This is a genomic window from Hymenobacter fastidiosus (assembly GCF_039539565.1).
Classification (GTDB): Bacteria; Bacteroidota; Bacteroidia; order Cytophagales; family Hymenobacteraceae; genus Hymenobacter; species Hymenobacter fastidiosus.
In genome coordinates this window covers 17,948-38,757 of record NZ_BAABDJ010000013.1, presented here as the reverse complement: position 1 = coordinate 38,757, position 20,810 = coordinate 17,948, and the positions used below count along the sequence as shown (strand labels likewise).

The 20,810-nt window shown below is 65.2% G+C and carries 18 protein-coding genes and 1 pseudogene; 5 read left to right on the top strand and 14 right to left on the bottom strand.

From position 1 onward, the window contains the following. Positions 1–176 precede the first annotated feature (176 nt). Positions 177–1,142: an ADP-glyceromanno-heptose 6-epimerase gene (gene rfaD, locus ABD833_RS08465; protein WP_345072304.1), complete on the bottom strand. Its 966-nt coding sequence runs from the start codon at positions 1,140–1,142 to the stop codon at positions 177–179. A 149-nt stretch (positions 1,143–1,291) separates the two neighbouring features. On the opposite strand from rfaD, the gene ABD833_RS08460 reads away from it, so the two are divergent. The 4 genes from ABD833_RS08460 to lpxB all read left to right on the top strand — a co-directional run bounded on the left by ABD833_RS08460 (position 1,292) and on the right by lpxB (position 4,980). Beyond that, entirely contained in the window at positions 1,292–2,197 is a 906-nt protein-coding gene (locus tag ABD833_RS08460) for an ABC transporter substrate-binding protein (RefSeq protein WP_345072302.1), read from the top strand. After that, positions 2,194–3,195, top strand: a complete 1,002-nt coding sequence (locus ABD833_RS08455) for a FecCD family ABC transporter permease (RefSeq protein ID WP_345072300.1) — start codon at positions 2,194–2,196, stop codon at positions 3,193–3,195. Before ABD833_RS08460 ends, ABD833_RS08455 begins: the two co-directional genes overlap by 4 nt. Positions 3,196–3,341: 146 nt before the next feature. Beyond that, complete coding sequence (locus tag ABD833_RS08450; protein WP_345072299.1) at positions 3,342–3,764, top strand: 6-pyruvoyl trahydropterin synthase family protein; 423 nt, start codon at positions 3,342–3,344, stop codon at positions 3,762–3,764. A 106-nt stretch (positions 3,765–3,870) separates the two neighbouring features. After that, positions 3,871–4,980 carry a lipid-A-disaccharide synthase gene (lpxB, locus tag ABD833_RS08445; protein ID WP_345072297.1) on the top strand — a complete coding sequence of 370 codons (1,110 nt, stop codon included), beginning with the start codon at positions 3,871–3,873 and terminating at the stop codon, positions 4,978–4,980. A gap of 1,047 nt (positions 4,981–6,027) precedes the next feature. On the opposite strand, the gene ABD833_RS08440 is transcribed toward lpxB, so the two are convergent. Together ABD833_RS08440 and ABD833_RS08435 are read right to left on the bottom strand one after the other, a co-directional pair. Then, positions 6,028–6,606 (bottom strand): porin family protein, encoded by a 579-nt coding sequence (locus ABD833_RS08440; RefSeq protein ID WP_425553600.1) that lies wholly within the window; start codon positions 6,604–6,606, stop codon positions 6,028–6,030. Positions 6,607–6,904: 298 nt separating this feature from the next. Further along, complete coding sequence (locus ABD833_RS08435) at positions 6,905–8,251, bottom strand: IS701 family transposase (protein WP_345072295.1); 1,347 nt, start codon at positions 8,249–8,251, stop codon at positions 6,905–6,907. Between the two features lie 123 nt (positions 8,252–8,374). Here ABD833_RS08435 and ABD833_RS08430 point away from each other — a divergent pair, with 123 nt between their 5' ends. Beyond that, a complete protein-coding gene (locus tag ABD833_RS08430; protein WP_345072294.1) occupies positions 8,375–9,049 on the top strand; it encodes a PKD domain-containing protein in 675 nt (224 codons plus the stop codon). Here ABD833_RS08430 and ABD833_RS08425 read toward each other — a convergent pair. From ABD833_RS08425 to ABD833_RS08380, 11 genes and pseudogenes are all read right to left on the bottom strand, one after another. After that, on the bottom strand, positions 9,005–9,565 hold the full coding sequence (locus ABD833_RS08425; RefSeq protein WP_425553599.1) for an IS5 family transposase: 561 nt from the start codon (positions 9,563–9,565) through the stop codon (positions 9,005–9,007). The two genes, ABD833_RS08430 and ABD833_RS08425, sit on opposite strands and share 45 nt — an antisense overlap. Further along, positions 9,537–9,761 (bottom strand): annotated as a pseudogene (locus ABD833_RS19340) (transposase); the annotation flags it as partial. The gene ABD833_RS08425 and the pseudogene ABD833_RS19340, both read right to left, overlap by 29 nt. Positions 9,762–9,954: 193 nt before the next feature. After that, entirely contained in the window at positions 9,955–10,887 is a 933-nt protein-coding gene (locus ABD833_RS08420) for a hypothetical protein (RefSeq protein WP_345072293.1), read from the bottom strand. A gap of 45 nt (positions 10,888–10,932) precedes the next feature. Then, positions 10,933–11,322: a DUF4158 domain-containing protein gene (locus ABD833_RS08415; RefSeq protein WP_345072292.1), complete on the bottom strand. Its 390-nt coding sequence runs from the start codon at positions 11,320–11,322 to the stop codon at positions 10,933–10,935. Next, positions 11,300–11,704, bottom strand: coding sequence for a MerC domain-containing protein (locus ABD833_RS08410; RefSeq protein ID WP_345072291.1), 405 nt, complete (start codon positions 11,702–11,704; stop codon positions 11,300–11,302). Before ABD833_RS08410 ends, ABD833_RS08415 begins: the two co-directional genes overlap by 23 nt. A 4-nt stretch (positions 11,705–11,708) precedes the next feature. Further along, entirely contained in the window at positions 11,709–12,929 is a 1,221-nt protein-coding gene (locus tag ABD833_RS08405) for a GTP-binding protein (protein WP_345072289.1), read from the bottom strand. 417 nt (positions 12,930–13,346) lie between these two features. Continuing rightward, entirely contained in the window at positions 13,347–14,771 is a 1,425-nt protein-coding gene (locus ABD833_RS08400) for a DUF3526 domain-containing protein (RefSeq protein ID WP_345072287.1), read from the bottom strand. A 3-nt stretch (positions 14,772–14,774) separates the two neighbouring features. Next, positions 14,775–16,199, bottom strand: coding sequence for an ABC transporter permease subunit (locus tag ABD833_RS08395; protein WP_345072285.1), 1,425 nt, complete (start codon positions 16,197–16,199; stop codon positions 14,775–14,777). Positions 16,200–16,405: 206 nt separating this feature from the next. After that, the gene (locus tag ABD833_RS08390) at positions 16,406–17,107 is read right to left on the bottom strand and encodes an ABC transporter ATP-binding protein (RefSeq protein ID WP_345072284.1); all 702 of its coding nucleotides are present in this window, start codon (positions 17,105–17,107) and stop codon (positions 16,406–16,408) included. 2 nt (positions 17,108–17,109) lie between these two features. Next, complete coding sequence (locus ABD833_RS08385) at positions 17,110–18,291, bottom strand: hypothetical protein (RefSeq protein ID WP_345072283.1); 1,182 nt, start codon at positions 18,289–18,291, stop codon at positions 17,110–17,112. A 78-nt stretch (positions 18,292–18,369) separates the two neighbouring features. Then, positions 18,370–20,736: a TonB-dependent receptor domain-containing protein gene (locus ABD833_RS08380; RefSeq protein ID WP_345072282.1), complete on the bottom strand. Its 2,367-nt coding sequence runs from the start codon at positions 20,734–20,736 to the stop codon at positions 18,370–18,372. Positions 20,737–20,810 lie beyond the last annotated feature (74 nt).

Genomic DNA, 20,810 nt, shown 5'->3' with positions numbered 1-20,810 from the left:
CGGGCGGCCAATCCGCAGTCCGGAGGCAAACGAAGCAGCCCGCGCCGGGTTGATCCGGGGCGGGCTGCAAATAAGGGCATTTGGCTAGAAACTCCGGACGATCAGGGCCTTGCCGGGTCTACTAAAATTATGGTATTACCCACGGTGCCGCCGGATGGCCGGCTTCAACCGGGCGTTTACAGATACGTGCCGGGGACCAGGTAATTGCGCACGTAGTCGTCGATGCCGTCTTCGAGGCGGGTGAAGGGCCGGTCGTAGCCAATGCCGCGCAGCTTGCTCATGTCGGCCTGGGTGTAGTACTGGTAGGTATCGCGGATGTCCTCGGGCGTGTCGCGGAAGTGGACGTCGGCGGGGCGGCCCAGGGCCTGGAAGGTGTTCAGCGTCAGGTCCAGGAAGGTGCGGGCTTCGCCGGTGCCCAGGTTATAGATGCCCGAATGCTGGCGGTTGGTCATCAGGAAGAAGCACACTTCTACCAGGTCCTTCACGTAGACGAAGTCGCGCTGCTGCTCGCCGTCGGCGTAGTCGGGGTTGTGGGAGCGGAACAGCGTCATGGAACCCGTCTGGCGGATCTGCTCGAAGGCGTGGAAAATCACCGACGCCATGCGGCCCTTGTGGTATTCGTTGGGGCCATAGACGTTGAAAAACTTCAGCCCGGCCCAGAAAAACGGCTTTTCCGGCTGCTGCACGGCCCAGTTGTCGAAGGCGTTCTTGGAGTCGCCGTAGGGATTCAGGGGCTTGAGCAGGGGCAGCAGCGCGTCTTCATCGGAGTAGCCCAGCGTGCCCGAGCCGTAGGTGGCGGCAGAGGATGCGTACACCAGCGGCAGCTGGTAGCGGCAGCAGGCCCGCCACATTTTCTGCGAGTACTCCACGTTGAGCAGGTCGAACACGGCCTTGTCCTGCTCGGTGGTGTCGGTGCGGGCCCCGAGGTGGAAGATGAACTCCACCTGCTCGTGGTTGGTGTCGAGCCAGTCGAAGAACTCGTTGCGGTCCACGTATTCGCGCAGGCGCTTGCCCTTGAGGTTGGCCAGCTTGCGCTCGACGGCGAAATTATCGACCACCACGATATCGTTGAAATTGGCGGCGTTCAGGCGGGTAACTAGGCAGCTGGCGATAAAGCCGGCCGCTCCGGTGACAACTATCATAAGGCAGGGATTTTGGTCAAAAGTAGGGAAAAACGGTGGGGGCGCCGGCGCTGACGGGTTTTCTCGCAGAGGTACGCAGAGGGTTGCGCGGAGGTAGGCGGAGGAAAATGAAAAATAGCCACTTAACCGCGCCGCGCTACCTTTGGCGCATGATTCGTTTCGTGCTCCGGCTCTCGCGGCCACTTCTGCTCGGGCTGTTGCTCAGCGCCTGCCAGTCGGATAACCCGGCCCGCCAACCCGGCGCTGCCCCCCAGCAGCTCACCGACGACCTCGGCCGGCCGGTTTCCGTCCCGGCCCAACCGCGCCGCATCATGGCTCTGGCGGCTTCCATGACGGAAATGCTCTACGCCGTGGCCGACACCGCCACCATCATCGGCCGCACCCAGGTGTGCGACTACCCCCGGGCCGCGCTGCGCAAACCCATCGTCAACAGCTACCCGCTGGATCTGGAAGGCCTCGTAAAGCTGCACCCCGACGTGGTGTTCACCGTGGACGGCATTACGTCGCTCGATGATGCGGCCCGCCTGCAAAAGCTCGGTATTCCGGTGTATTTTCAGAAGTACGACAAAGTTACGGACGTGCTGCGCGGCCTGCGCGACCTGGGCCGCATCCTGGACCGCGTGCCCCAGGCCCGGCGCTACACCGACTCGCTGGCGGCGGAGCTGAACCAGCTGCAGTCTATTGCCGCTGCTACCCCCGTCCGGCCCCGCGTGCTGGCCATCACCTGGCAGGACCCGATCTACGTGTACGGCCAGAATACGCTGTTCACGGACAAGATCAGCGTGGCGGGCGGGCAGAATGCCGTAACGGAGAAGTTCCCCCAGCCTTACCCGGCCCTCACCCGCGAGTACATTCTCCAGCTCAACCCCGACGTGCTGCTGGGCGGCAGCTTCGGCAAGCTGGACAGCACCTTCTTCCGCAAGTACCCCGAGCTGAAGCGCATCAAAGCCTACCAGACCCGCCGCGTTTTCGCCATCACCGGCGATTTGATGGAGCGGCCCGGTCCCCGCGTAGGGCAGTCGGTGCTGGAGCTGCAGGGGCTGCTGCGCCCATGACGCGCCACCCCGCCCCCTGGATTCTGGCCAGCCTGCTGCTGCTGCTGGGGCTGGTCGTGGTGGGCCTGCGGGTCGGGAGCTTCGCGCTGGACTATGCTTTTATTGGCCGCACCCTGCTGCACTACGACGCCACCGACCCGGCCCAGCTGGTGCTGGTGGAGCTGCGCCTGCCGCGCCTGCTGATGGCGCTGCTGGCCGGGGCCGGCCTGGCCGTGAGCGGCTACCTGATGCAGGCTATGGTAAACAACGCCCTGGCCGACCCCTACCTGCTCGGCACCGCCTCGGGGGCTTCGCTGGGCGCTATTCTCTGCTTCGCGCTGCTGCCCAACCTTATGGTTGGCGGCCTGTACCTGCCCCCGCTGGCCGCGCTGGTGGGCGGCTTGATAACCACGCTCATCGTGGTGGCGCTGGGCACGCAGCGCGGCAAGATCAGGCCGGCCCAGCTGCTGCTGGCGGGGGTGGCGCTTAGCTCCCTCACCACGTCTATCGGGGGCCTGCTCACGTTTCTTTCCACTTCCGAAGGCAAGCTGCGCACGGTGGTGTTCTGGGCGATGGGCAGCTTCGAGCGCGCCGGCTGGGACGTGCTGGCCTACCCGGCGGTGGCACTGGGACTGGCGCTGCTACTATTGGTTTTCCTGCAAAAGGACCTCAATATCCTACTCCTGGGCGAAGAGCGGGCGCAGGCTCTGGGCGTGCCGGTGGCCCGCACCCGCTGGCTGCTGGTGATTACGGCCTCGGCCCTCACGGGCTGCATCGTGGCGCTGTGCGGGCCGGTGGGCTTCGTCGGGCTCATGATTCCTCACCTCACGCGCTGGCTGCTGGGCGTCACGGGCAAGGCCAATCTGCTGTTCTGCGCCCTGCTCGGGGCCGACTTTCTGCTGGCCTGCGACCTGCTGGCCCGTCTGCTCTACCCGCCCGCCGGTTTGCCCGTCGGGCTGATTACGGCCCTGTTCGGCGTACCGTTCTTCGTATATTTGCTGCGACGGAAAGAGTCTTAGGAGCTTGGGGGCTCAGGATTTTGGATGATGTTCAGGCTCGATTGGTCAGAACAAAACCCAAGCCCCCAGCATCCAGGACATCCAGGATCCTAAGCCCCCAGGACCCTAAGCCCCCACCGTCCAGGACCCCAAGACCCCAAAAACCAATGATCTACGTCAGCCGGCAGGAGCACTTTAACGCCGCTCACAAGCTGCACAACCCTAAATGGTCGCAGGAGCGGAACGCGGAAGTGTTCGGGCCCTGCGCCAACGTGAACTGGCACGGCCACAACTACGACCTCATCGTGACCGTGAAAGGCCGGCCCGACCCGGAAACGGGTTTCGTTATCGACCTCAAGGCCCTCAGCACCCTCATCCGCGAGCATGTCGTGGACCAGGTGGACCATAAAAACCTCAACCTCGACGTGCCGTTCCTGAAAGATCAGCTGGCCAGCACCGAAAACCTGGCCGTGGCTTTCTGGCAAATCCTGGCCCGCGAAATCCCCCGGATTTCCGCCGCCCAGCTCCACTGCATCAAGCTCTACGAAACCCCCCGCAACTTCGTGGAATACTTTGGCGAAGCCAATTAAGAATTAAGAATTAGTAATTAAGAATTGGCCGCCATTACAGCGTACATCCTGGTTCTGACTTACTGATAATTCTTAATTCTTAATTCTTAATTCTTAATTCCAAAGCATGAAGTATTACCTGATAGCCGGGGAGCGTTCCGGCGACTTCCACGCCTCCCACCTCATGCGCGAATTGCGCCGACAGGACCCCGAAGCGGAATTCCGCGGCTGGGGTGGCGACCTGATGCAGGCGGAAGGCGGCACGCTCGTGCACCACTACCAGGAAATGGCCATCATGGGCTTCTGGGAGGCGGCGACCAGCATCCTCAAGTTTCGCGGCTACCTCAAGGAGTGCCAGCGCGACATTCAGGCCTACCAGCCCGACGTGGTGATTCTGGTCGATTACGCGGGGTTCAATATGCGCGTGGCCAAGTTTGCCAAGGCGGCGGGGCTGAAGGTGTTCTACTACATCTCGCCCAAGATCTGGGCCTGGAACCAAGGCCGCGTGCACCAGGTGAAGGCCCTGGTGGACCAGATGTTCGTGATTCTGCCCTTCGAGAAGGAGTTTTACCAGCGTTTCGGCTACGACGTCGACTACATCGGCAACCCCACCGTGGATGCCATTGCCGAGCATTCGGTGGGCACCGATTTCTACCAGCGCAACAACCTCGACCCGCAGAAGCTGATTATTGCCGTGCTGCCCGGCTCGCGCAAGCAGGAAATTGAGGAGATGCTCTACGAGATGCTGGCCATCCTGCCGCCCTTCCTCGACTACCAGTTCGTAGTAGCCGGCGTGACCAACCTCGAGCGAAGCTACTACGCCAACTTCGAGCGCAACAACGTGCGCATCCTCTTCGACCAGACCTACGACCTGCTCAGCCACGCCCAGGCGGCGTTGGTCACCAGCGGCACGGCTACCCTGGAAACGGCCCTGTTCAACGTGCCGCAGGTGGTGTGCTACCGGACCAGCGCCGTTTCCTACGCCATAGGAAAGGCCGTTATCAAGGTGCCCTACATTTCGCTGGTCAACCTGATTGCCGGCAAGGAAGTGGTGAAAGAGCTGATTCAGGGCGAGTTCAACTCCCGCAACCTCGTCACGGAGCTGAAGAAGATAACCGCCGACGAAGCGTTTATTGCCGGGCAGAAAGCCGGCTACGCCGAGCTGCAGCAGAAACTGGGGCGCAACAATGCCGCCGCCAAGGCCGCCGAGCTGATGGTGGGCTATCTGCGGAAGTAGCCCCACCGGATAATGAGCTGTTAGTGATTCAACCTATCGGTCATCCTGAGCAAAGCGAAGGACCTTCCTCGGATATCCTGCCAAGCCTGGTTCAACGAGCAAAGCCTTTCACCAGGGCGCGGAGAAGGATGTTGTGCAGGGAAAGGCGTTTTGGAGTGCTGCAAGAGGCCGGCCCTTCGCAAGCGTACGCCAGATGAAGGATGACAAACGACGAAAAAACCGAAACCCTAAACAGGTTCAGTATAGCGGTTTGGCGAACGGTGTAAGTCCCGGTCCGGCGGCTTTTTCAGCCATCGGGCCGGTTTCCGTTCGCTGACGCTGTTCAGGCGGCATGGCGCAAGCGACGACCGGCCCGACGGCTGGTAGCCGCCGGACCGGCAGCCACCCCATTCGCGAAACCGCTGTAACAGAATCAGCATCGCGTTCGGGAAGAAATAGCTACTGCTTCATCTTATAGCGGTTTCGGAATCGGGGTACCGGTCATTGGCTCCGGTCCGGCGGCTTTTTCAGCCGTCGGGCCGGTCAAAGGTCGCAGATATTGAGGCTGTTTAGGGTTTCGAAAAAGCTGTCATCCTGAGCTTGCGAAGGACCTTATCACGTCCGTACCACTTGGAATTAGGCCAAAATGAGCAGTCGTGAGAAGGTCCTTCGCAAGCGGACGCCAGATGAAGGATGACAAACGACGAAAAAACCGAAACCCTAAACAGGTTCATTGTTTCATGCTGGTGGGTTGTTCTGGCAGCGACCGGCCCGACGGCTGAAAAAGCCGCCGGACCGGAGCGTACCCCGATCATCCGCCGGCGCTCGGCTATGCCGGGTGACGACCACGCTTTGAGCAGCTATGCTGCGAATTTGGCGGCCCTGTTCACTCAAAGCTATACGGCGCGGGGACGCTCGCGGCATAGCCGAGCGACGGCGGGAGGCGAAAGGAACCGCGCAAACCTGTAGGCTGCTGGTAGCGCCATAAACCGTGCGGCAATAACCCCAAGCATAAAGGGCCGCTCGTAGAAGCGGCCCTTTATGCTTTTATAGTACTGACAGTGTAGGTTAGTTGCCGGGGAGTGCGTAGCTCAGCTGTAGCTGATACAGCGTATTGCGTGGTCCTCCTTTGCTGATACGGCTCAAATCATTGGCATAGCGGAGCGTGAGGCCCAGGCCCATCGGCAGTTGGTAGCCCACGCCGGCCACCGCGCCCACCGCCAACCGGTTAGAGCCGGATAGGTCGGTAGAGGTGCCGGCTGCATTCTCGTTGCGGGCTGCCAGCAGGTAGCTGAGCTGGGGACCGGCTTCGAACACAAACCCATCGGCGTTGATTTTAGCCAGGACCGGCAGCTCCAGATAGTGCAGTCGGTTCTGGTAGGTGTTCCCTTGGAAGCTTGTTTCTGAGCCTTTGGCCGAGTAGAGTAATTCCGGCTGCAGCAGAAAGAATCCGTCCTGCGACAGCGCCACCTGCGCAAACCCGCCCGCCGCCAGCCCCAGTATCCGGTCAGGTCGCGTAATGCTTGGAATGTACGTAGTGCTGTAGTTTACGCCGGCTTTCAGGCCGAAGCGCGTGCTTTGCGCGTGGGAGTGCAAGGGCAAACTCCCCAGAATTAAAATGGGGTAGGGTATAAGTAGTTTTTTCACAAGCGCAATATAACGTACTGCCTTTCCCTATGGAGCAGCATGTTCGAAAACCGAACGCTCCCGCTAAACTCCAAGAGCAGGCCCCGTACCTGGTGGTCAACCGGTCGCTGCAGGCAGGGCCAGGCTAGTTTAGGCAACCCATCTATGATTCATCGTTCAGGAAATGGCGTGAAGGGATGCGTTACGTGAACCCGGAACCAGACGCCTTTACCAAAAGGAGCCTACAGGATTTTGGGGGCAGTGGGGCAGTAGCCCTAGCCAAAACCCTTGAGCTACCGCCTTTAGCTTGACTTTAGCCCTACGCGGCCCATGCCCGGGCCTCTTGCCAGATGTGGAGCTGGTGGCGCGGGATTTTGAGCAGGACGGTGTCCTTGGGCGAGTTGTCAAAAAGCGTTTCGGCCCATAAATAGCGGCGTACGGTAGCCAGGGCATCGCTAAAGGTCGGGGCCTGCTTCTGGTACCAGGTGCAGGCCTGTGCCCGCAACAAGCCCCGGGCGTGCAGGCGGTTGGCCAGCAGGGTGACGAGCGAAAACAGGCCCGGCAGTACGGGGGTGGTGCGGGCTATGGCCAGGTTGCTCCACTGGCGTTGGGTTTCCACGCCCAGGTGGGCCCGCACCTGGGCGAAGGTCACTTCCAGGGCCCAGCGTTGGGCGTAGGTGGTCACGATGGTGGCCGCTTCCAGGGCCAGGTCCGTGCTCAACAACGCCTGTATCGTTCCCTGCGGCTCGCCGGCCGGCCGCACCAGCACCCAGCGGATGGGCACGACCGTGCCGGCCGAGTACCACAGGGCCGTGCCCGTGGCCAGCGCCACCGTCCGGACCTGCCCGCGGGCATCGGCGGGCAGCGTGAGCGCCTGCCAGCCGGTGGTGGCCGCCGCCGCCACCTGCGCCAGGCCGGGCAGGCGGGCGCCCTTGACCCGGGTGCGCCCCCGCTGGCCCTTCACGCGGGCCGGGGCCGGGGCATACAGGGCCGCATCCAGGCGCAGGCGCGTAAGCCAGGTGGCGTGGGCGCGCGTCGCGGCCAGCAGCGTCAGCACGGCGTAGCCGCTGTCGCCCAGGTAGATGAGCTGGCGGCCGGGCAGCCAGCGGGCCAGCTGCCGCACGGCTTGCCGGGCCCAGTCCGTCGCTTTTTTGTGGCGGCGGCCCTGCGCCCTGGCCCAGCCCGCCGAGGGGGCTAGCACGGTGAGCACGGGCAGGGCCCAGACCCGCGCGGCCCAGGGCAGGGGCGTGAGCAGGCAGACGCTGAGCCAGCGCAGGCCGCTGCACTTGACCAGATGGGAATCGCTGCTGCGCACGGCGTCGCGGTAGATGCCGCGGGCCGCGATGCGTGGCCCCCAGCGGCGCTCCAGCGTTTCGTCCAGGCCGAACACCAGCGGGCCGGTGGGCAGAAAGGCGGCCACGAGCTGGCCCAGCAGCAGGCGGCTGGCGGCGCGGGCGCTCCACTTAGCCCGGCTCAAGACCCGGTGATACTTGTGCCAGCCCGCCTGCTGGCCCAGGCCCACGATGCGCAGCGCGGCAGTGACGGTGCGTTTGCCCGGCGCCAGGATGGCCCCGAGCAGCAAGAGCTGCACGTGGGCGAAGACGCGGCGGCAAAATAGGTGCGCGTACGGTACTACGGCCTGGAACTCGCGGGGGAAGGTGGGCATAGCAGAACGGTGTCGTTACCCAAAGCTAAGCCTGCCCTACCCGGCGGGTTTCTTTTTTGCCCCTAATCCTGGCTCAAAAGGCTAAAGTCAAGGCTAGGCAACATCGATAATGCGACTAATGGAGTGCAAGAAGGTTTCCGCGATTACGCCTGCACCACACCCCACTACTCCCAGACCGAAGACTATGCCGTAACGATTGTGGCCAATATCCAAGCCCCGGCCGCTAACTTCACCGCCGACCAAACCCTGACCTGCTCCGGCCGCGTGCAGTTCACCGACCAGACCCAGAACGCGCCCACCAGCTGGCTCTGGAACTTCGGTGACAACACCACCAACACCCAGCGCAACCCGCTGCACCAATACGCCGCCGCCGGCACGTATACCGTGACGCTGACGGCCACTAACCCCGTCGGCTCGAACACCCGCACCCGGGCCGGCTACATCAGCTACGACAGCCAGGTACCCGTAGCGGCCACTTGCACCCCTGCCACCACGGCTTACTGTTGCGGCTACGGCATCATGCAATTCACGCTGGGTACCTTGGCCAGCGCCTCCACCGATGGTGCGGCCGGTTATGAAGACTTCACCTGCACGCGCCGGCTGAGCACGCCGGCCGGTAGCCGCCTATCCTGGGCCGTGCAAACCGGCGGTACCAACGTCCACGATGTACGGGGATACCTCGACCTCAATGACGATGGCCAGTTCACCGCCTCGGAACTACTGTTCAGCGACCCCAGAGCGTGTGGACAGCTGTCATTTGAGCCAGCACATGATGGAGGCGAGGTGAACCACGGCTAAATAGCACGCGGCTTTCTTGTCATAGCGTGTGGCGACGGCACTATTCTGCTTGATTTTCAAGAAAAACCGCTCCACTTTGTTGCGGTCTTGGTACAAATTCTTGTCGATTACACGCTCGGTGGTGCGATTTTTCTTTGAGGGGATGACCACTTCGGCCTCGTGCTCTTCCATACGCTCCACCACCGCGTTCGTGTCGTAGCCCTTGTCGCCGACGACGGCCTTGACCTCCGTCGGCAGGGCCTCGATGATTCGCTCAAAGTGCTTGCCGTCTGCTTCTTGCCCGCCCGAAAGATGCACATACACCGGATTGCCCAACGCATCGACCGCCGCGTGCACCTTCGTCGTCAGCCCGCCTTTGCTGCGGCCGAGTGCTTCGCCGTCCGCGGCCTTTTTTTTGGCCGGCGGCCTGCGGATGGGCTTTGACGCTGGTCGAATCGACGAGTACCCACTCCCAGTCCGGCTCCTGAATAGCCATAAACAAGCGTTGCCACACCTTTTTTTCGGCCCAGCGGGCAAAGCGCCGGGCCAGCGAATTCCACTTGCCCAGTCGCTCGGGCATGTCCCGCCAGGAGACGCCGGTGCGAATACGCCACAAAACAGCGTTGATAAACAGGCGATTGGCCGCACTGGCCCCGCCCTGCTTTTTACAAGAAGCCTCCAGCAGCGGACGCAGAGGGGCCCATTCCCGATCCGTTAACTCGTGACGACGCATGACGCAAATCTACGACAGCTGTCCACACGCTCTAGGGCGCGGGCCACGGACTCCCGTGCTGCTCCCCAGGCCTCGCCCCGCAGCAGTTCCGCCCGGGGGGCGCCATAACGCTCACTCGTCGCCACGAATACCTCCCGGCGGCGCAAGGCCTGGTGCAGGCGGTCCAGGGCGCACAGCATGTACGCGGCTGGGTTCACCTCCTCTTTGCTGGGAAACACCTGCCGGGCCCAACTCTTGGGCACGAGGGTACGGGGGACAGCGCCCATTTCGGCCGGCCCCGCCCACCCACTTCCTGGGCCTGTAAAAAGTGCCAGGCATCAAGCATGGGTTTAGCCGAAGGGGAGCCCTCGAAGGCCACGCCCGCCAGCAAGGCCGGCAGGAACCGGCGCACCGCCGCGTAGCTGCCGCTCAGTGCCTGGAACTGCGGGTCCTCTTCGCTGCTGGCCAGGGCCCGTACCGCGTCGGCCGCCGCCCGCAATGGGGCTTCGCCGATGCGGCCGCGCACCGGTTCCCGAATGTGGGCCGCGGGAACGGATTCGTCCAGCAGCATACCCACCGCCTGTTGCAGGACCAGCGCGGCCTGGTCCAGGTCCTTGAGGGAGCGGAGCCGCTCGCGGCGGCGCTTCGTTTCGCCCCGCAAGGCCAGGGAGGTCAGCAGCCCGTCGAAGAGGTCCAGAACATCGTCGGTGGCGGTGCGTTCGGGGGCCTGTGCGAAAACGAGCAGCGTGGTCAGGCGGCGTTCCTCGTCCATGCGGACCAACGTCTGCCCCCAAGCCAGTTGGGCGTGGCGGGCCAGCCGCACCAGCCGGGCTTCGGGCAGGTCGTGGAGTGAGATTTCCCCAACGCCCAAGGCGCGAACTTGGTCCAGCCGCCCCAACGCAGCCACCAGGGCGGGGCCGGAAACGCGGGTGGGCGCGGTGCGCAACGCTTCCGGTCGGGTGAGCCGCTGGCCGGGCGGCACGACCAACAGGGCCTCCAACGCCGCCTGTTGCACCGGGGTCAATCGGGTACGGAGCGGGCGGTAAATGTGGCGGCCGGTTCGTTCGCGGACCCGGGCAATGAGGCGGGCCAGTACCGTCACCCCCGGCAGCACGACGCGCCGGGCCACCGGGTGCGCGGTCGCCAAATCAAACAACACGCTGGGTCGCACGGTGCTCGTGAGCACCTGGGCCTAGAGCCAGCGGGTCAGCCGGAACGCCTGCCGGCCCTCAAAGACGACAAAGCCCAGGTACGCCACCATCTGGACCTGGTGGTCGTGGAGGGTGTTCGGCCGGACGTACTGGTCGGTCCAGGCCTCGGCGGGCAAGTGCCGCTGCTGGGCCAGGGTCTGCACCACCACGGCCGGCACTTGCGGGGGGAGGGGCAGAAACGTGCCCAAAAACCGCAGGGTACCTGGCTGCACGACGCACCCAAGCTGGGGGTAGGCGCGGCGGTAGTTGGCCAGGAAGCCCACGTCTTGGGGGCTTAGGTAAAAAAAGCGCGTCAGCTGCTCCGGGCTGGGGGCGGCGTGGGAGCGGCCGTAGCGGGCGGCCTGCTCGTCACTCAGGAATTCGACTGGCATGGACTGGGGGTGAGCCGGCTACGCAGCGGCGGCAGTGCCGTTGGTTCAGCAGATGGGCGGCAATGAGACCCGCCGAAGCCGCGTACTGTACTGCTTGCAACACCGGCCAGCGCTCGGCCAGCAGCGCCGCCGCCGCGAACACGGCGAAGAGCCCCCACAGCAGCAGGCGCAGCCCAGGGGAGGAGTGCCGCCGGGTGGCCAGGGCCACCAGCACCCCGCTCAGCCCCAGAAAAGCCAGCTCCCAGCGCTCGGCCGTAGCTCCGGGGTTGCGGATGCCCCACCAGGCCAGCAGCAGCGGCCCCACGGCGCAATGCACCCCGCAGAGCGCGGCGTTCAGCACGCCGCCGTAGTCGGCGGCGCGGCGGAAGGAAAAGGCGCGCACTGGCTTAGAATGCGGGCCAGGGGTCCTGAAAGGAGCCGCCGCGCTGCCAGTGGCCGATTTCGGCTTCGGTGCAGAGGCAGGCGGCCAGCTCCTGGCGCACCCGCGCCTCGGGCACGTCCTGGCCGATGAACACCAGCTCGTTCTGGCGGTCCTGAAACCGGCTGTCCCAGCGGGCCATGATGTTGGCGCGGTTTTCCCGGAAGGTGGGGTTGAGCTCGGGCCGCTCGATGGCCGCCCACCAGGAGCCCGCGCTTTCGGTGCGGAGCGAGCCGCCGGCCTGGCCCCAGTTCAGGGCGTCGGCGGGGCGGGAGGCCAGCCAGAACAAGCCCTTGCTGCGGATGACCTCGCCCGGCCAGCCGTCGGCGATGTAGTCCCAGAACCGTTGCGGGTGGAAGGGGCGGCTGTCGCGGAAGACGAAGCTGCCGATGCCGTATTCTTCGGTTTCGGGCGTGTGGTGCGCCTTTTTCAACTCCTCCTGCCAGCCCCGGCCTTGTTCCGCTTCCTCGAAATTAAAGAGGCCGGTATTGAGCACGTGCTCCAGCCCAACCTTGCCAAAGGTGGCTTCCACGATGCGCGCCCCGGGGTTTAGCTGGCCCAGAATGGCGCGCAGCTCGTCCAGAAAGCGGGGCTCGACCAAATCAGCCTTGTTGAGCACGATGACGTTGGCAAACTCCACCTGCTCGGTGAGCAGGTTCACGATGGTGCGCTCGTCCTGCGGGTCGGCTTCGTTGAGCTGGCGGTCGGGCAGGCGGTCGAGGCTGCCGAAATCCTTGGCGAAGTTGAAGGCATCGACCACCGTCACCATCGTGTCGAGGCGCGAGAAGCGGCTCAGGTCGATGGCCCCGTCCTCGCTCACGAAGGAGAAGGTCTGGGCCACGGGCAGGGGCTCGGAAATGCCGGTGCTTTCGATGAGCAGGTAGTCGAAGCGGTTTTCGAGGGCCAGCTTTTCCACTTCCAGCATCAGGTCCTCGCGCAGGGTGCAGCAGATGCAGCCGTTACTCATCTCCACCAGCTTTTCCTCGGTGCGCGAGAGGCCGCCCTCGCGGGCCACCCGGTTGGCGTCCACGTTCACCTCGCTCATGTCGTTGACGATGACGGCCACTTTCAGGCCTTCGCGGTTGTGCAGCACGTGTTTGAGCAGGGTGGTTTTGCCCGCGCCCAGAAAGCCGCTGAGCACGGTAACCGGCAGTTTGCGCAGGGCGCGGAGGGGGGAGTCAGAAGGCATAAAAAAAGAGGTCAATGAATTAGTAATGAGAAAAATGAGTCGTTAAACCCGGCTCTTACCCGCGGGGCCACGGGTCAGAGAAAACGGTGCCCCGTCGCCAGCAGCCGATTTCCAGCGGGGTCCTCGGGCAGCTTTCCAGGTGGGCCCGCAGCCGGGCTTCATCCAGGTCCTGGCCGTTCCCCGGTGTGCGAGAAGCGGCCGGGACCAGCCGGGCCGTCGCCGCTTCCGATAACGGCCGCATTCAGCCCGGCGCGCTCCCGCAGCAGGTGCCGCAGCACGGTCGTTTGCCCGCGCCCGTGAGGCCGGTAAGCACCGCGACGGGCAGTTGGGGCCGCGTCGGCAGGGAAGAAAGTGGTTGGGTAAGCATGGCCGTTGCGTGAGGCAGGAGCAGATAGTGCGGGATGGAAAAAGGGCTGGTCAGCCCCGCAGCCGGCCGGGCAGGTTCCAGTAGCCCAGGGCGAAGAGCACGGCCGCGGCCCCCAGCAGCTCCAGCAGGCCCGCCGCCACGCCCGCGCCGGTGGGGGCCGGGGCCTGAAAGGTGGGCCGGGCCGCGTAGTCCGCCGCCGTAATCGGCTGGTTGCGAAACAGGCGCGGGAAGTAGAAACCCACGATGCGGCGGTGGAAGGCGGGCAGGGCGTTGAAAAAGCGCAGGTAGCTGGGCAGGTCGGTGCCGGCCAGCTGGCTGAGCAGGTTCTGGGTGTTCACGGCCGGGTTGAGCAGGCTGAAGCGGGCGGCCAGCGTTTCGCGGGCGGCAATGGCGCGCAGGTACTCGTCCACCAGCGGCTTCTGGCGCTGGGCCGTGAGCTGGAAATGCGCGGCGTAGCCCTTGGCCGGCAGGTTGGGCTGAAACAGCGTGTCGCCGGGCGGGGCCAGGCCGGGGTGCTGACGCAGGTACGTCCGTATCACGGCGCGCACGGCTGGCTCGCTGTCCTCGTTGTCCATGGCGGCGCGGCGCACCAGCGTGGCCAGCGGCGCGCTGTCCACGGGCCGGACCACGGCCAGCGCGGCGCTGAGCACGCTGGGCACCACCAGCAGAAACAGCAGCCACAGCCCCACCGCCGTCAGCGCATTCACGGCCGAGTTGCGGTTGAAACTCACAATCAGCCAGACCAGCGCGAACCAGAACGCGCAGTACGCCAGCACCGTCAGCAACCACAGCCCCAGCACCGCCGGGCCGGTGGCCCGCCCGGCCCCCGCTACTACGAACCCCACCACGGACAGCCCCCCGGCCAGCCCCGCCACCAGCCCGAAGCCGAACAGCAGCTTGCCCAGCAGCAGCAGCCGCACCGAGGCCGCCTGCACGTGCAGCAGCGGCAGCACCCCGTTTTCGCGGTCGGCCGAGAGCAGCCCGTAGCTGAGCACGATGATGAACAGCGGCAGCAGGTACACCAGCACGAACGCCAGGTCGAAGTTGCCCACCAGCAGCTTCTGGGGGTTGGCCAGCTCGTTTTGAAAGAGTTGGTAATACAGGCCCATGCCGGTGAGGCGGTAAGCGCCGGGGTTCAGGTCGCGCTGGCCCACCACCAGCGCGGCCAGGGGCGCGGGCGGCGCGGTGGCCGCGTAGCCGTGCCGGTGCCAGGCGTAAGTAGGCTGCGTGGCTTGCTCGTAGGTGTCCTTCTCGCTAAGCCGGGCCGGGTCGGCGGCGGCCGCCGCGCGGTAGCCGGCAAACTCGGTTTGCTCGGCTTGCCGCACCTGGGCAATGGCCGCCCGCTGCCCGGTCATTTGCCGCTGCCCGTAGTAAATGGCGTACAGCCCAAACAGGGTCAGCACCGCCAGCAGCCCGACCTGCAGCCGGTTGCGCCGGAAGCGCCGCCATTCGTAGCGAATAATCAACGAGAGCATGGGCTAGAGCGGAAAGCGGTTGACGGAAAAATGCAGGGCCAGCGGCAGCCCCAGCACCCACAGCAGCAGCGCCCCGATTTCCAGGCCATAAGGCCGGAGCGCCGGCCCCACGGCGGGCAGCTGGTAGGTGAAGTCGGGGACGGCAGTCCAGAGGGCGCGGCCGGGGTGGTACTCGTAAAACTGGCCGTATTTCGAGTTCTGCGCCGCGTCGGCGTGGAGGGTGCGGATGAGGCCCAGCCGGTAGGCCCCGGCCTGGCGCTGAAAGTCGAGGCTGGCGTAGAGGTCGGTGCCGGTCAGGGCCATGCTCAGGTTGCGCAGGGCCAGGTAGGAGTCGGCGAAGCTGGCGTAGGTGCTCAGGCGGTTCTGGCGTTCCAGGGTCTGGCGCAGGCTGTCGCGGTGCAGGGTCTGCACCCGGTCCAGGTAGTCCTCGCCGGCCTGGGCCGTCACCCATTCCACGTTCAGCGGCAGCTGCTGCACCGAGTCGACGCGGTAGCGGGTCAGGTAGGTGCGCGTCAGCCGGGCGCTGCGGCCGGCCTTGGTGGTGTCGCCGGGCAGGCCGTGGTCCATGTCGCGGCTGATGCCCTGCTGGTAGGCCTGCATCGAAGGCAGCGCGTGCAGGTTGTCGCCCAGCGCGGCGGCCGTTTTGGGCAGGATAATAACGAAGCCTATCCAGACCGTGAGCAGGGCCAGCAGGGCGTTGCGCGAAGAAGTGGCCCAGGCCGATACCAGCACGCCCAAACACACGAACCCGAAAAAGTAGCCCGCGTAGCCCCCGGCCAGCAGCACCAGCCGCCGGGCCAAATCGCCGGTCCAGGGCAGGCCGGCCTGCCAGAACGCCCCGCCCAGGGCCACTGCCAGCGTGGGCACCAGCAAAGCCAGCACGATGCCGTAGTAGGCCAGCACCTTGCCCCAGGCCAGCTGCCGCCGGCTCACGCCCTGGCTCAGCGCCAGCCGCAGCGTGCCGCTTTCCTTCTCCTGGGTGAAGGCCCCGAAGCACAGAAAAATGATGAGCAGCGGCAGCAGCACCTGCAGCACCAGCGCCCCCGACAGCTCCCCGAACCGAATCAGGGCCGAGTAGTCCTGGGCCGGCCGGAACATGAACTCGTGCTGGTAGTGCGCCTCCAGGTACACCGACGTGCCGGTGTAGGCTTCCAGCCCGTAGTCGAAAAAGCTCAGCCCGGTTTTGGGCTTGAACACGAACGTGCCGAAGTGCGTGGCGATGTGCGGGTGCTTCTCGCCCTGGCCCAGCCACTCGGCCCGGCGCTCGGCCTGGGCCCGCGCCATCTGGGCCCGTTGCCGGTCGAAGCTCACGTAGCCCACCGCGCTGGCCGCCAGCAGCAGCCCCGCCACCACCAGCCCGAAAAGCAGCACCTGCCGGTTACGGATGGCCGCCCGGACTTCCTTGAAGATGATGCGGCGTAGTATCATGGTTGATGTTGATAAGAGAACGGTCATGCTTCATCTGGCGTCCGCTTGTCGAAGCATCTCACCCGTTTCAACTGAACTGTGTTATTGACCGTCATGCTGAGCTTGTCGAAGCATCTCTACCGCTTCGTTGCAATACCGTGCAGCCGAAGCGGTAGAGATGCTTCGACAAGCTCAGCATGACGGGCAATTCAATTTTTAATTCTCTTTCAAGCGTGCATGTGCTGCAAATACAGCTCCTCCAACTCGTTGTAGTCCACACTGCTGGCCCCGAAAGATTCGAGTAGCCGGCCTTCCTTCATGATGCCGATGTGGGTGCCCGTGTCGCGGGCCCGGAACAGGTCGTGGGTGGCCATGAGCGTGGCCACGCCCCGCTCGCGCAGGCGCAGCAGCAGCGCCGAGAATTCGTTGCTGGCCTTGGGGTCGAGGCCCGAGGTGGGCTCATCCAGCAGCAATACTTTGGCATCTTTGGCCACGGCCAGGGCAATACCCACTTTCTGGCGCATCCCTTTCGAGTAGGCCGCTACCCGCCGTTGGGCAAAGCCCTCCGGCAGCCCGGCTTCGTGCAGCAGCGTGAGCAATTCGGTTTTGGAATGCGCTTTGCCGGCCAGGCCGCAGAAGAAATCCAGGTTTTCCAGCCCCGTCAGGTCGGGGTAGAGCATCAGGTTCTCGGGGATGTAGGCCAGCTGCTGCTTCGTGGCCGGCCCGTGCTCGCGCACGGCCAGGCCGTTGATGAAAGCCGCCCCGCCGCTGGGCTCGATGAAGTCCAGGAACAGGTTGATGGTCGTGGACTTGCCGGCCCCGTTGGCCCCGAGCAGGCAGTAGATGTCGCCGGGCCGCACCGTCAGGTTCAGCGGGTGCAGGGCCGTGAAGTCGCCGTAGCGCTTGGTCAGGTCGCGGGCTTCGAGCATAATTAATTCAGCTTGGCCAGGCCCGTGAGCAAACCCGGCACGTCCATTTTCTTGCTGATGGTGCCGTCGCTGAGCTTGTACTGGTAGAGGCTGTTCTGCGTGCGGGTGTTCACGCTCAGCAGCAGGTTCTGGTCGTCGAACTTGCGCATCAGCGAGGACTGCGAGCCGAAAATCAGCGGCAGGCCGGGCAGCGCGCCGCCGGAGGTGCGGGCGTTCAAATCCAGCCGGTAGTAGCGGTAATTCGGGCCTCTGAATTCGTACGAGTCCGTGGGGTCCTCGATGCGGGTGGTGAAGGCCAGGCCGTTGCCAAAGAGGTAGAGGCCCTTGCAGTCCTTGCCGGTGACGGCCTTCAGGTCGAAGAAATACGCGGGGTCGAAGCGGGTTTCGCCGGCCTTGATGCGCAGCACGCCGCTCGGCACCCGGCTCGTGCCGTCGCCCTGCACGTAGATGTCGCCGTTGGCATCCTTGCTGAAGCACGAAATGGCGCCCGAGGAAAACACGGTGCCCGTGCGCGGGTCGGCAATCACCTTTTCCAGGCGGCCGGTGGGCAGGTCAATCACGGCCACGTGGGCCGAGTCGGTGAGCGAGGCAAACGAGGGGGTTTCGTAGTACACGCCCCAAAACAGCTTGGTGTCGCGCACCATCGAGCCCAGGTAATACACCCGGCGGGCCCCCGGCTTCTGGAGCCGGGTCAGGTCCACCTCACCCGTCGTCACGAACGTCGTGGGGTTGAATTTTACCAGCCGGGCCAGGCCCCCGCCCACCGAGGCGTAGGCTTCGGTCTCGCTGATGAACTGCACGTCGGAAAAGGTATTGGCCCCCGGCACCACCAGCCGGCCGGCCTCCACGGGCCGGCCCGTGGCGGGGTCGAAGGTGTACTTGGTGAGCGTGGCCGGCGCGCTGAATTTCGACATGTACAGCGCCTGCTTGTAGTGCCACATGGCGGCGAAGCTGGCCTGCTCCGTCGCGTTCTTGGTGTCGAGGGTGGCCGCGTTCAGGTCGGTCAGGCCCTGGATGTAGGTGGTCTGGCTGGGAAAAGCTCCGCCCACGGTACTCATGGCGTAGTTGGCAGCCACGGTGGGCTTGCTGTCGTCGGTCTTGTTTTTGTCGCAGGCCCCGAGCAGGAGCGTCGCGGCGGCCAGGGTGCCGGTCAGGAGCCGGCTTTGGAAGTAGGAAGTGTGCATGTGGTTGAATGGGCAATTGAATGGGTAAGAAAAAATGGAAAATGCTTTTTTGAGGAGTGATGAAATCAGGCCCCGCCGCTAGCTGCTTTTGCGCAGAAACGCCCGCAGCTTCAGGTGGCCGGAGCGGCCGGGGCGCTGCACGTTGAAGTTGTCGTAGGCCGGGGCGTCGGCCAGGTTGTGGACTTCGGCGCTGAGGGTGAGCCGCTCGCCGGCCAGGGCGTAGCTCAGGCCCAGGTGCTGCACCAGCTGGCCCGGGATGGTGGCCTTGGTGGCCGCAAACCCGTCGGTGGCCCAGTACAGGTAGAAGGCCTGCACGTAGCTGGCCTGGTACCAGGCGCTCAGGCGGCGGCCCGCCCCGCCCACGTTGGCCCGGCTGAGCTGCACCTCGGCGTTGCCGAAGAAATAGGGCAGGTTGGGCATCCGGGCGTTGAAATACCGGGCATCGGCGGCCCCGCTCTGGCCCAGCGGCGTGCGGCTGCGCACGTCCTGGTACGTGGCGTTCAGGGTCAGGCTGAGCGCTGGCACCGGGGCGTAGCGCACCGCCGCTTCGGCCCCCAGGGTGCGGGCCTTCAGCAGGTTCTGGTTCTGGGTGTCGCGGATGGACGGCGGCTGGTAAATCACGTTGTCGGCCGCCCGCAGAAAGCCGCCCACTTCGGCGCTCCACGTGGGGCGGGCGTAGCGCACCTCCAGGTTGGCGTTGTGGCTGGTTTCGGCTTGCAGGGCCGGGTTGGCGCGCACCAGCACGCCGTCGCCGAACAGCTCGTATTCGTCGGGCAGGCGGGCCGCGTACTCGTAGCTGCCTTTCAGCACCCAGGCCGGCGCGGGCTGCCAGCGCAGCAGCTGGTTGGCCCCCAGCCACTGCCGGGCCTGCCGGGTTTCGAGGTACAGGCCGCTGTCCTGCTTGCCGAAGCCGCCGGACTGGTAGCCGAAATACTTCACGGCCGTGCTGCTGCCCCAGCGCCCGCCGGCCCAGTCGTGCTCGTAGGCCAGGCCGGCCACCAGCTTGCGCAGCGTGGTCGCGTCGCGGGCGTAGTCGCGCTCCTGGCGGGCGGCGATGATGGCATCGGCGCCCGCCCGCCGGAAGGAGCTGCCCAGCACGTTGGCCACCAGTCGGCGGCCGACCCCCAGCGCCTGGGTGGCGTTCAGCCGGGCCATGCCGGTGTGCGAAGTCAGCGCGAGCAAGCTGCCGATGCCCACAATCTCGCCCGAGCTGACGGACCGCCGCTCCGTGATGCGGCCATCCCAGTTGTAGATGTTGCGGCTCGTGTCGGTCAGCGCCCCCCGCACGCGGGTGTAGCCGGCGTAGGCCCGCACGTCGAGGCCCGGCCGCAGCGCGGTTTTCTGGTAGCTGAGCGCGGCCCCGGCGCTGGTTTCGGCGTAGCGGGCCGCGCCGTAGGCCTGCAGCATCTGCACGTTGTGTTGCAGCTGCTTGTCCACCCCGGCCCCGAATACGGTCAGGGCCAGCTTGTCGGCCCAGAGCCGGTCCTGCCAGCCGATTTCGACCCGGCCCAACGCGCTGCTGAACCGGTCGTGGAAGCGCCGCACCGTCTGCTTTTCCGGCGTGCCCACCGGGCTAATGACTTCGGCCTGCACCTGATAATCGTTATCGGCGCGGTTGTAAAAGCCATTGCCAGCCACGTAAAAGCCGCTGGCGGGCAACACGTAGCGTCCGTTTAGCGCCGCTTTGTGGGTGTTGAAAGCGCTCAATTCGTAGGAGGCATCGAGGTAGGAGAACTGCTCGCGGCGCGTCACCACGTTCAGGGCCCCGCCCAGCGCGTCGGCCCCCAGGCTCACCGGCGTCACGCCCCGGTACACTTCCACCCGCTCCAGCAGGCTCACCGGCAGCACGTTCAGACCCAGCCCCCGGCCGTAGAATTCCAGCGGAATGCCGTCCAGAAACACGCGGACCTGCTTGCCGCCCAGCCCGTTCAGTGAGAGGTTGGCGTTGCTGCCCAGCCCGCCGTCCTGGCGAATGCGCACGCCCGGCACCCGGTTCACCAGCTCGGTCAGCCCGAAAGCCTGGCCGTAGTAGGGCCGCAGGTCGAGCACGGCCACGGCCTGGGCGCCGTTGCGCAAGGTCGTTGCTTCGGATTGGCCCTGCACCTGCACGGTGCTAAGCTCCTGCGCGGCGGGGCGCAGCGTCAGCCCGAGGCGCAGCGTCTGGCCGGGGCGCAGCACCAGGCGGCGCGTCAGCGGCTCACAGCCCACAAACGTCACATCCAGGTCGTAGCTGGCCGGCACCACCGCCAGCAGTTCGTAGTGGCCCGCCGCGTCGCTGGCACAGGCGTAGCGGGTGCCGCGCAGCCGCACGGAGGCACCGGGCAGCGGAGTCCCATCGGGGGCCACTACCGTGCCCACCACGGCCGCCGCAGGCCCCGACGGCTGCGCGGCCGCTGGCAACCCCGCTCCCAGCAGGCAGGCCATGAGCCAGAAAAAGTGTCGCACGGCGTCGGGAAATAACAAGTGAAAGGGTATATGCAACTACTATACATATCTACTGGCAGTCGGCTCTCATAAGC

Coding starts and splice junctions, on each gene's coding strand:
- rfaD (WP_345072304.1), bottom strand. CDS start 1,142: ATGATAGTTGTCACCGGAGCGGCCGGCTTTATCGCCAGCTGCCTAGTT.
- ABD833_RS08460 (WP_345072302.1), top strand. CDS start 1,292: ATGATTCGTTTCGTGCTCCGGCTCTCGCGGCCACTTCTGCTCGGGCTG.
- ABD833_RS08455 (WP_345072300.1), top strand. CDS start 2,194: ATGACGCGCCACCCCGCCCCCTGGATTCTGGCCAGCCTGCTGCTGCTG.
- ABD833_RS08450 (WP_345072299.1), top strand. CDS start 3,342: ATGATCTACGTCAGCCGGCAGGAGCACTTTAACGCCGCTCACAAGCTG.
- lpxB (WP_345072297.1), top strand. CDS start 3,871: ATGAAGTATTACCTGATAGCCGGGGAGCGTTCCGGCGACTTCCACGCC.
- ABD833_RS08435 (WP_345072295.1), bottom strand. CDS start 8,251: ATGCCCACCTTCCCCCGCGAGTTCCAGGCCGTAGTACCGTACGCGCAC.
- ABD833_RS08415 (WP_345072292.1), bottom strand. CDS start 11,322: ATGCCAGTCGAATTCCTGAGTGACGAGCAGGCCGCCCGCTACGGCCGC.
- ABD833_RS08405 (WP_345072289.1), bottom strand. CDS start 12,929: ATGCCTTCTGACTCCCCCCTCCGCGCCCTGCGCAAACTGCCGGTTACC.
- ABD833_RS08400 (WP_345072287.1), bottom strand. CDS start 14,771: ATGCTCTCGTTGATTATTCGCTACGAATGGCGGCGCTTCCGGCGCAAC.
- ABD833_RS08395 (WP_345072285.1), bottom strand. CDS start 16,199: ATGATACTACGCCGCATCATCTTCAAGGAAGTCCGGGCGGCCATCCGT.
- ABD833_RS08390 (WP_345072284.1), bottom strand. CDS start 17,107: ATGCTCGAAGCCCGCGACCTGACCAAGCGCTACGGCGACTTCACGGCC.
- ABD833_RS08385 (WP_345072283.1), bottom strand. CDS start 18,291: ATGCACACTTCCTACTTCCAAAGCCGGCTCCTGACCGGCACCCTGGCC.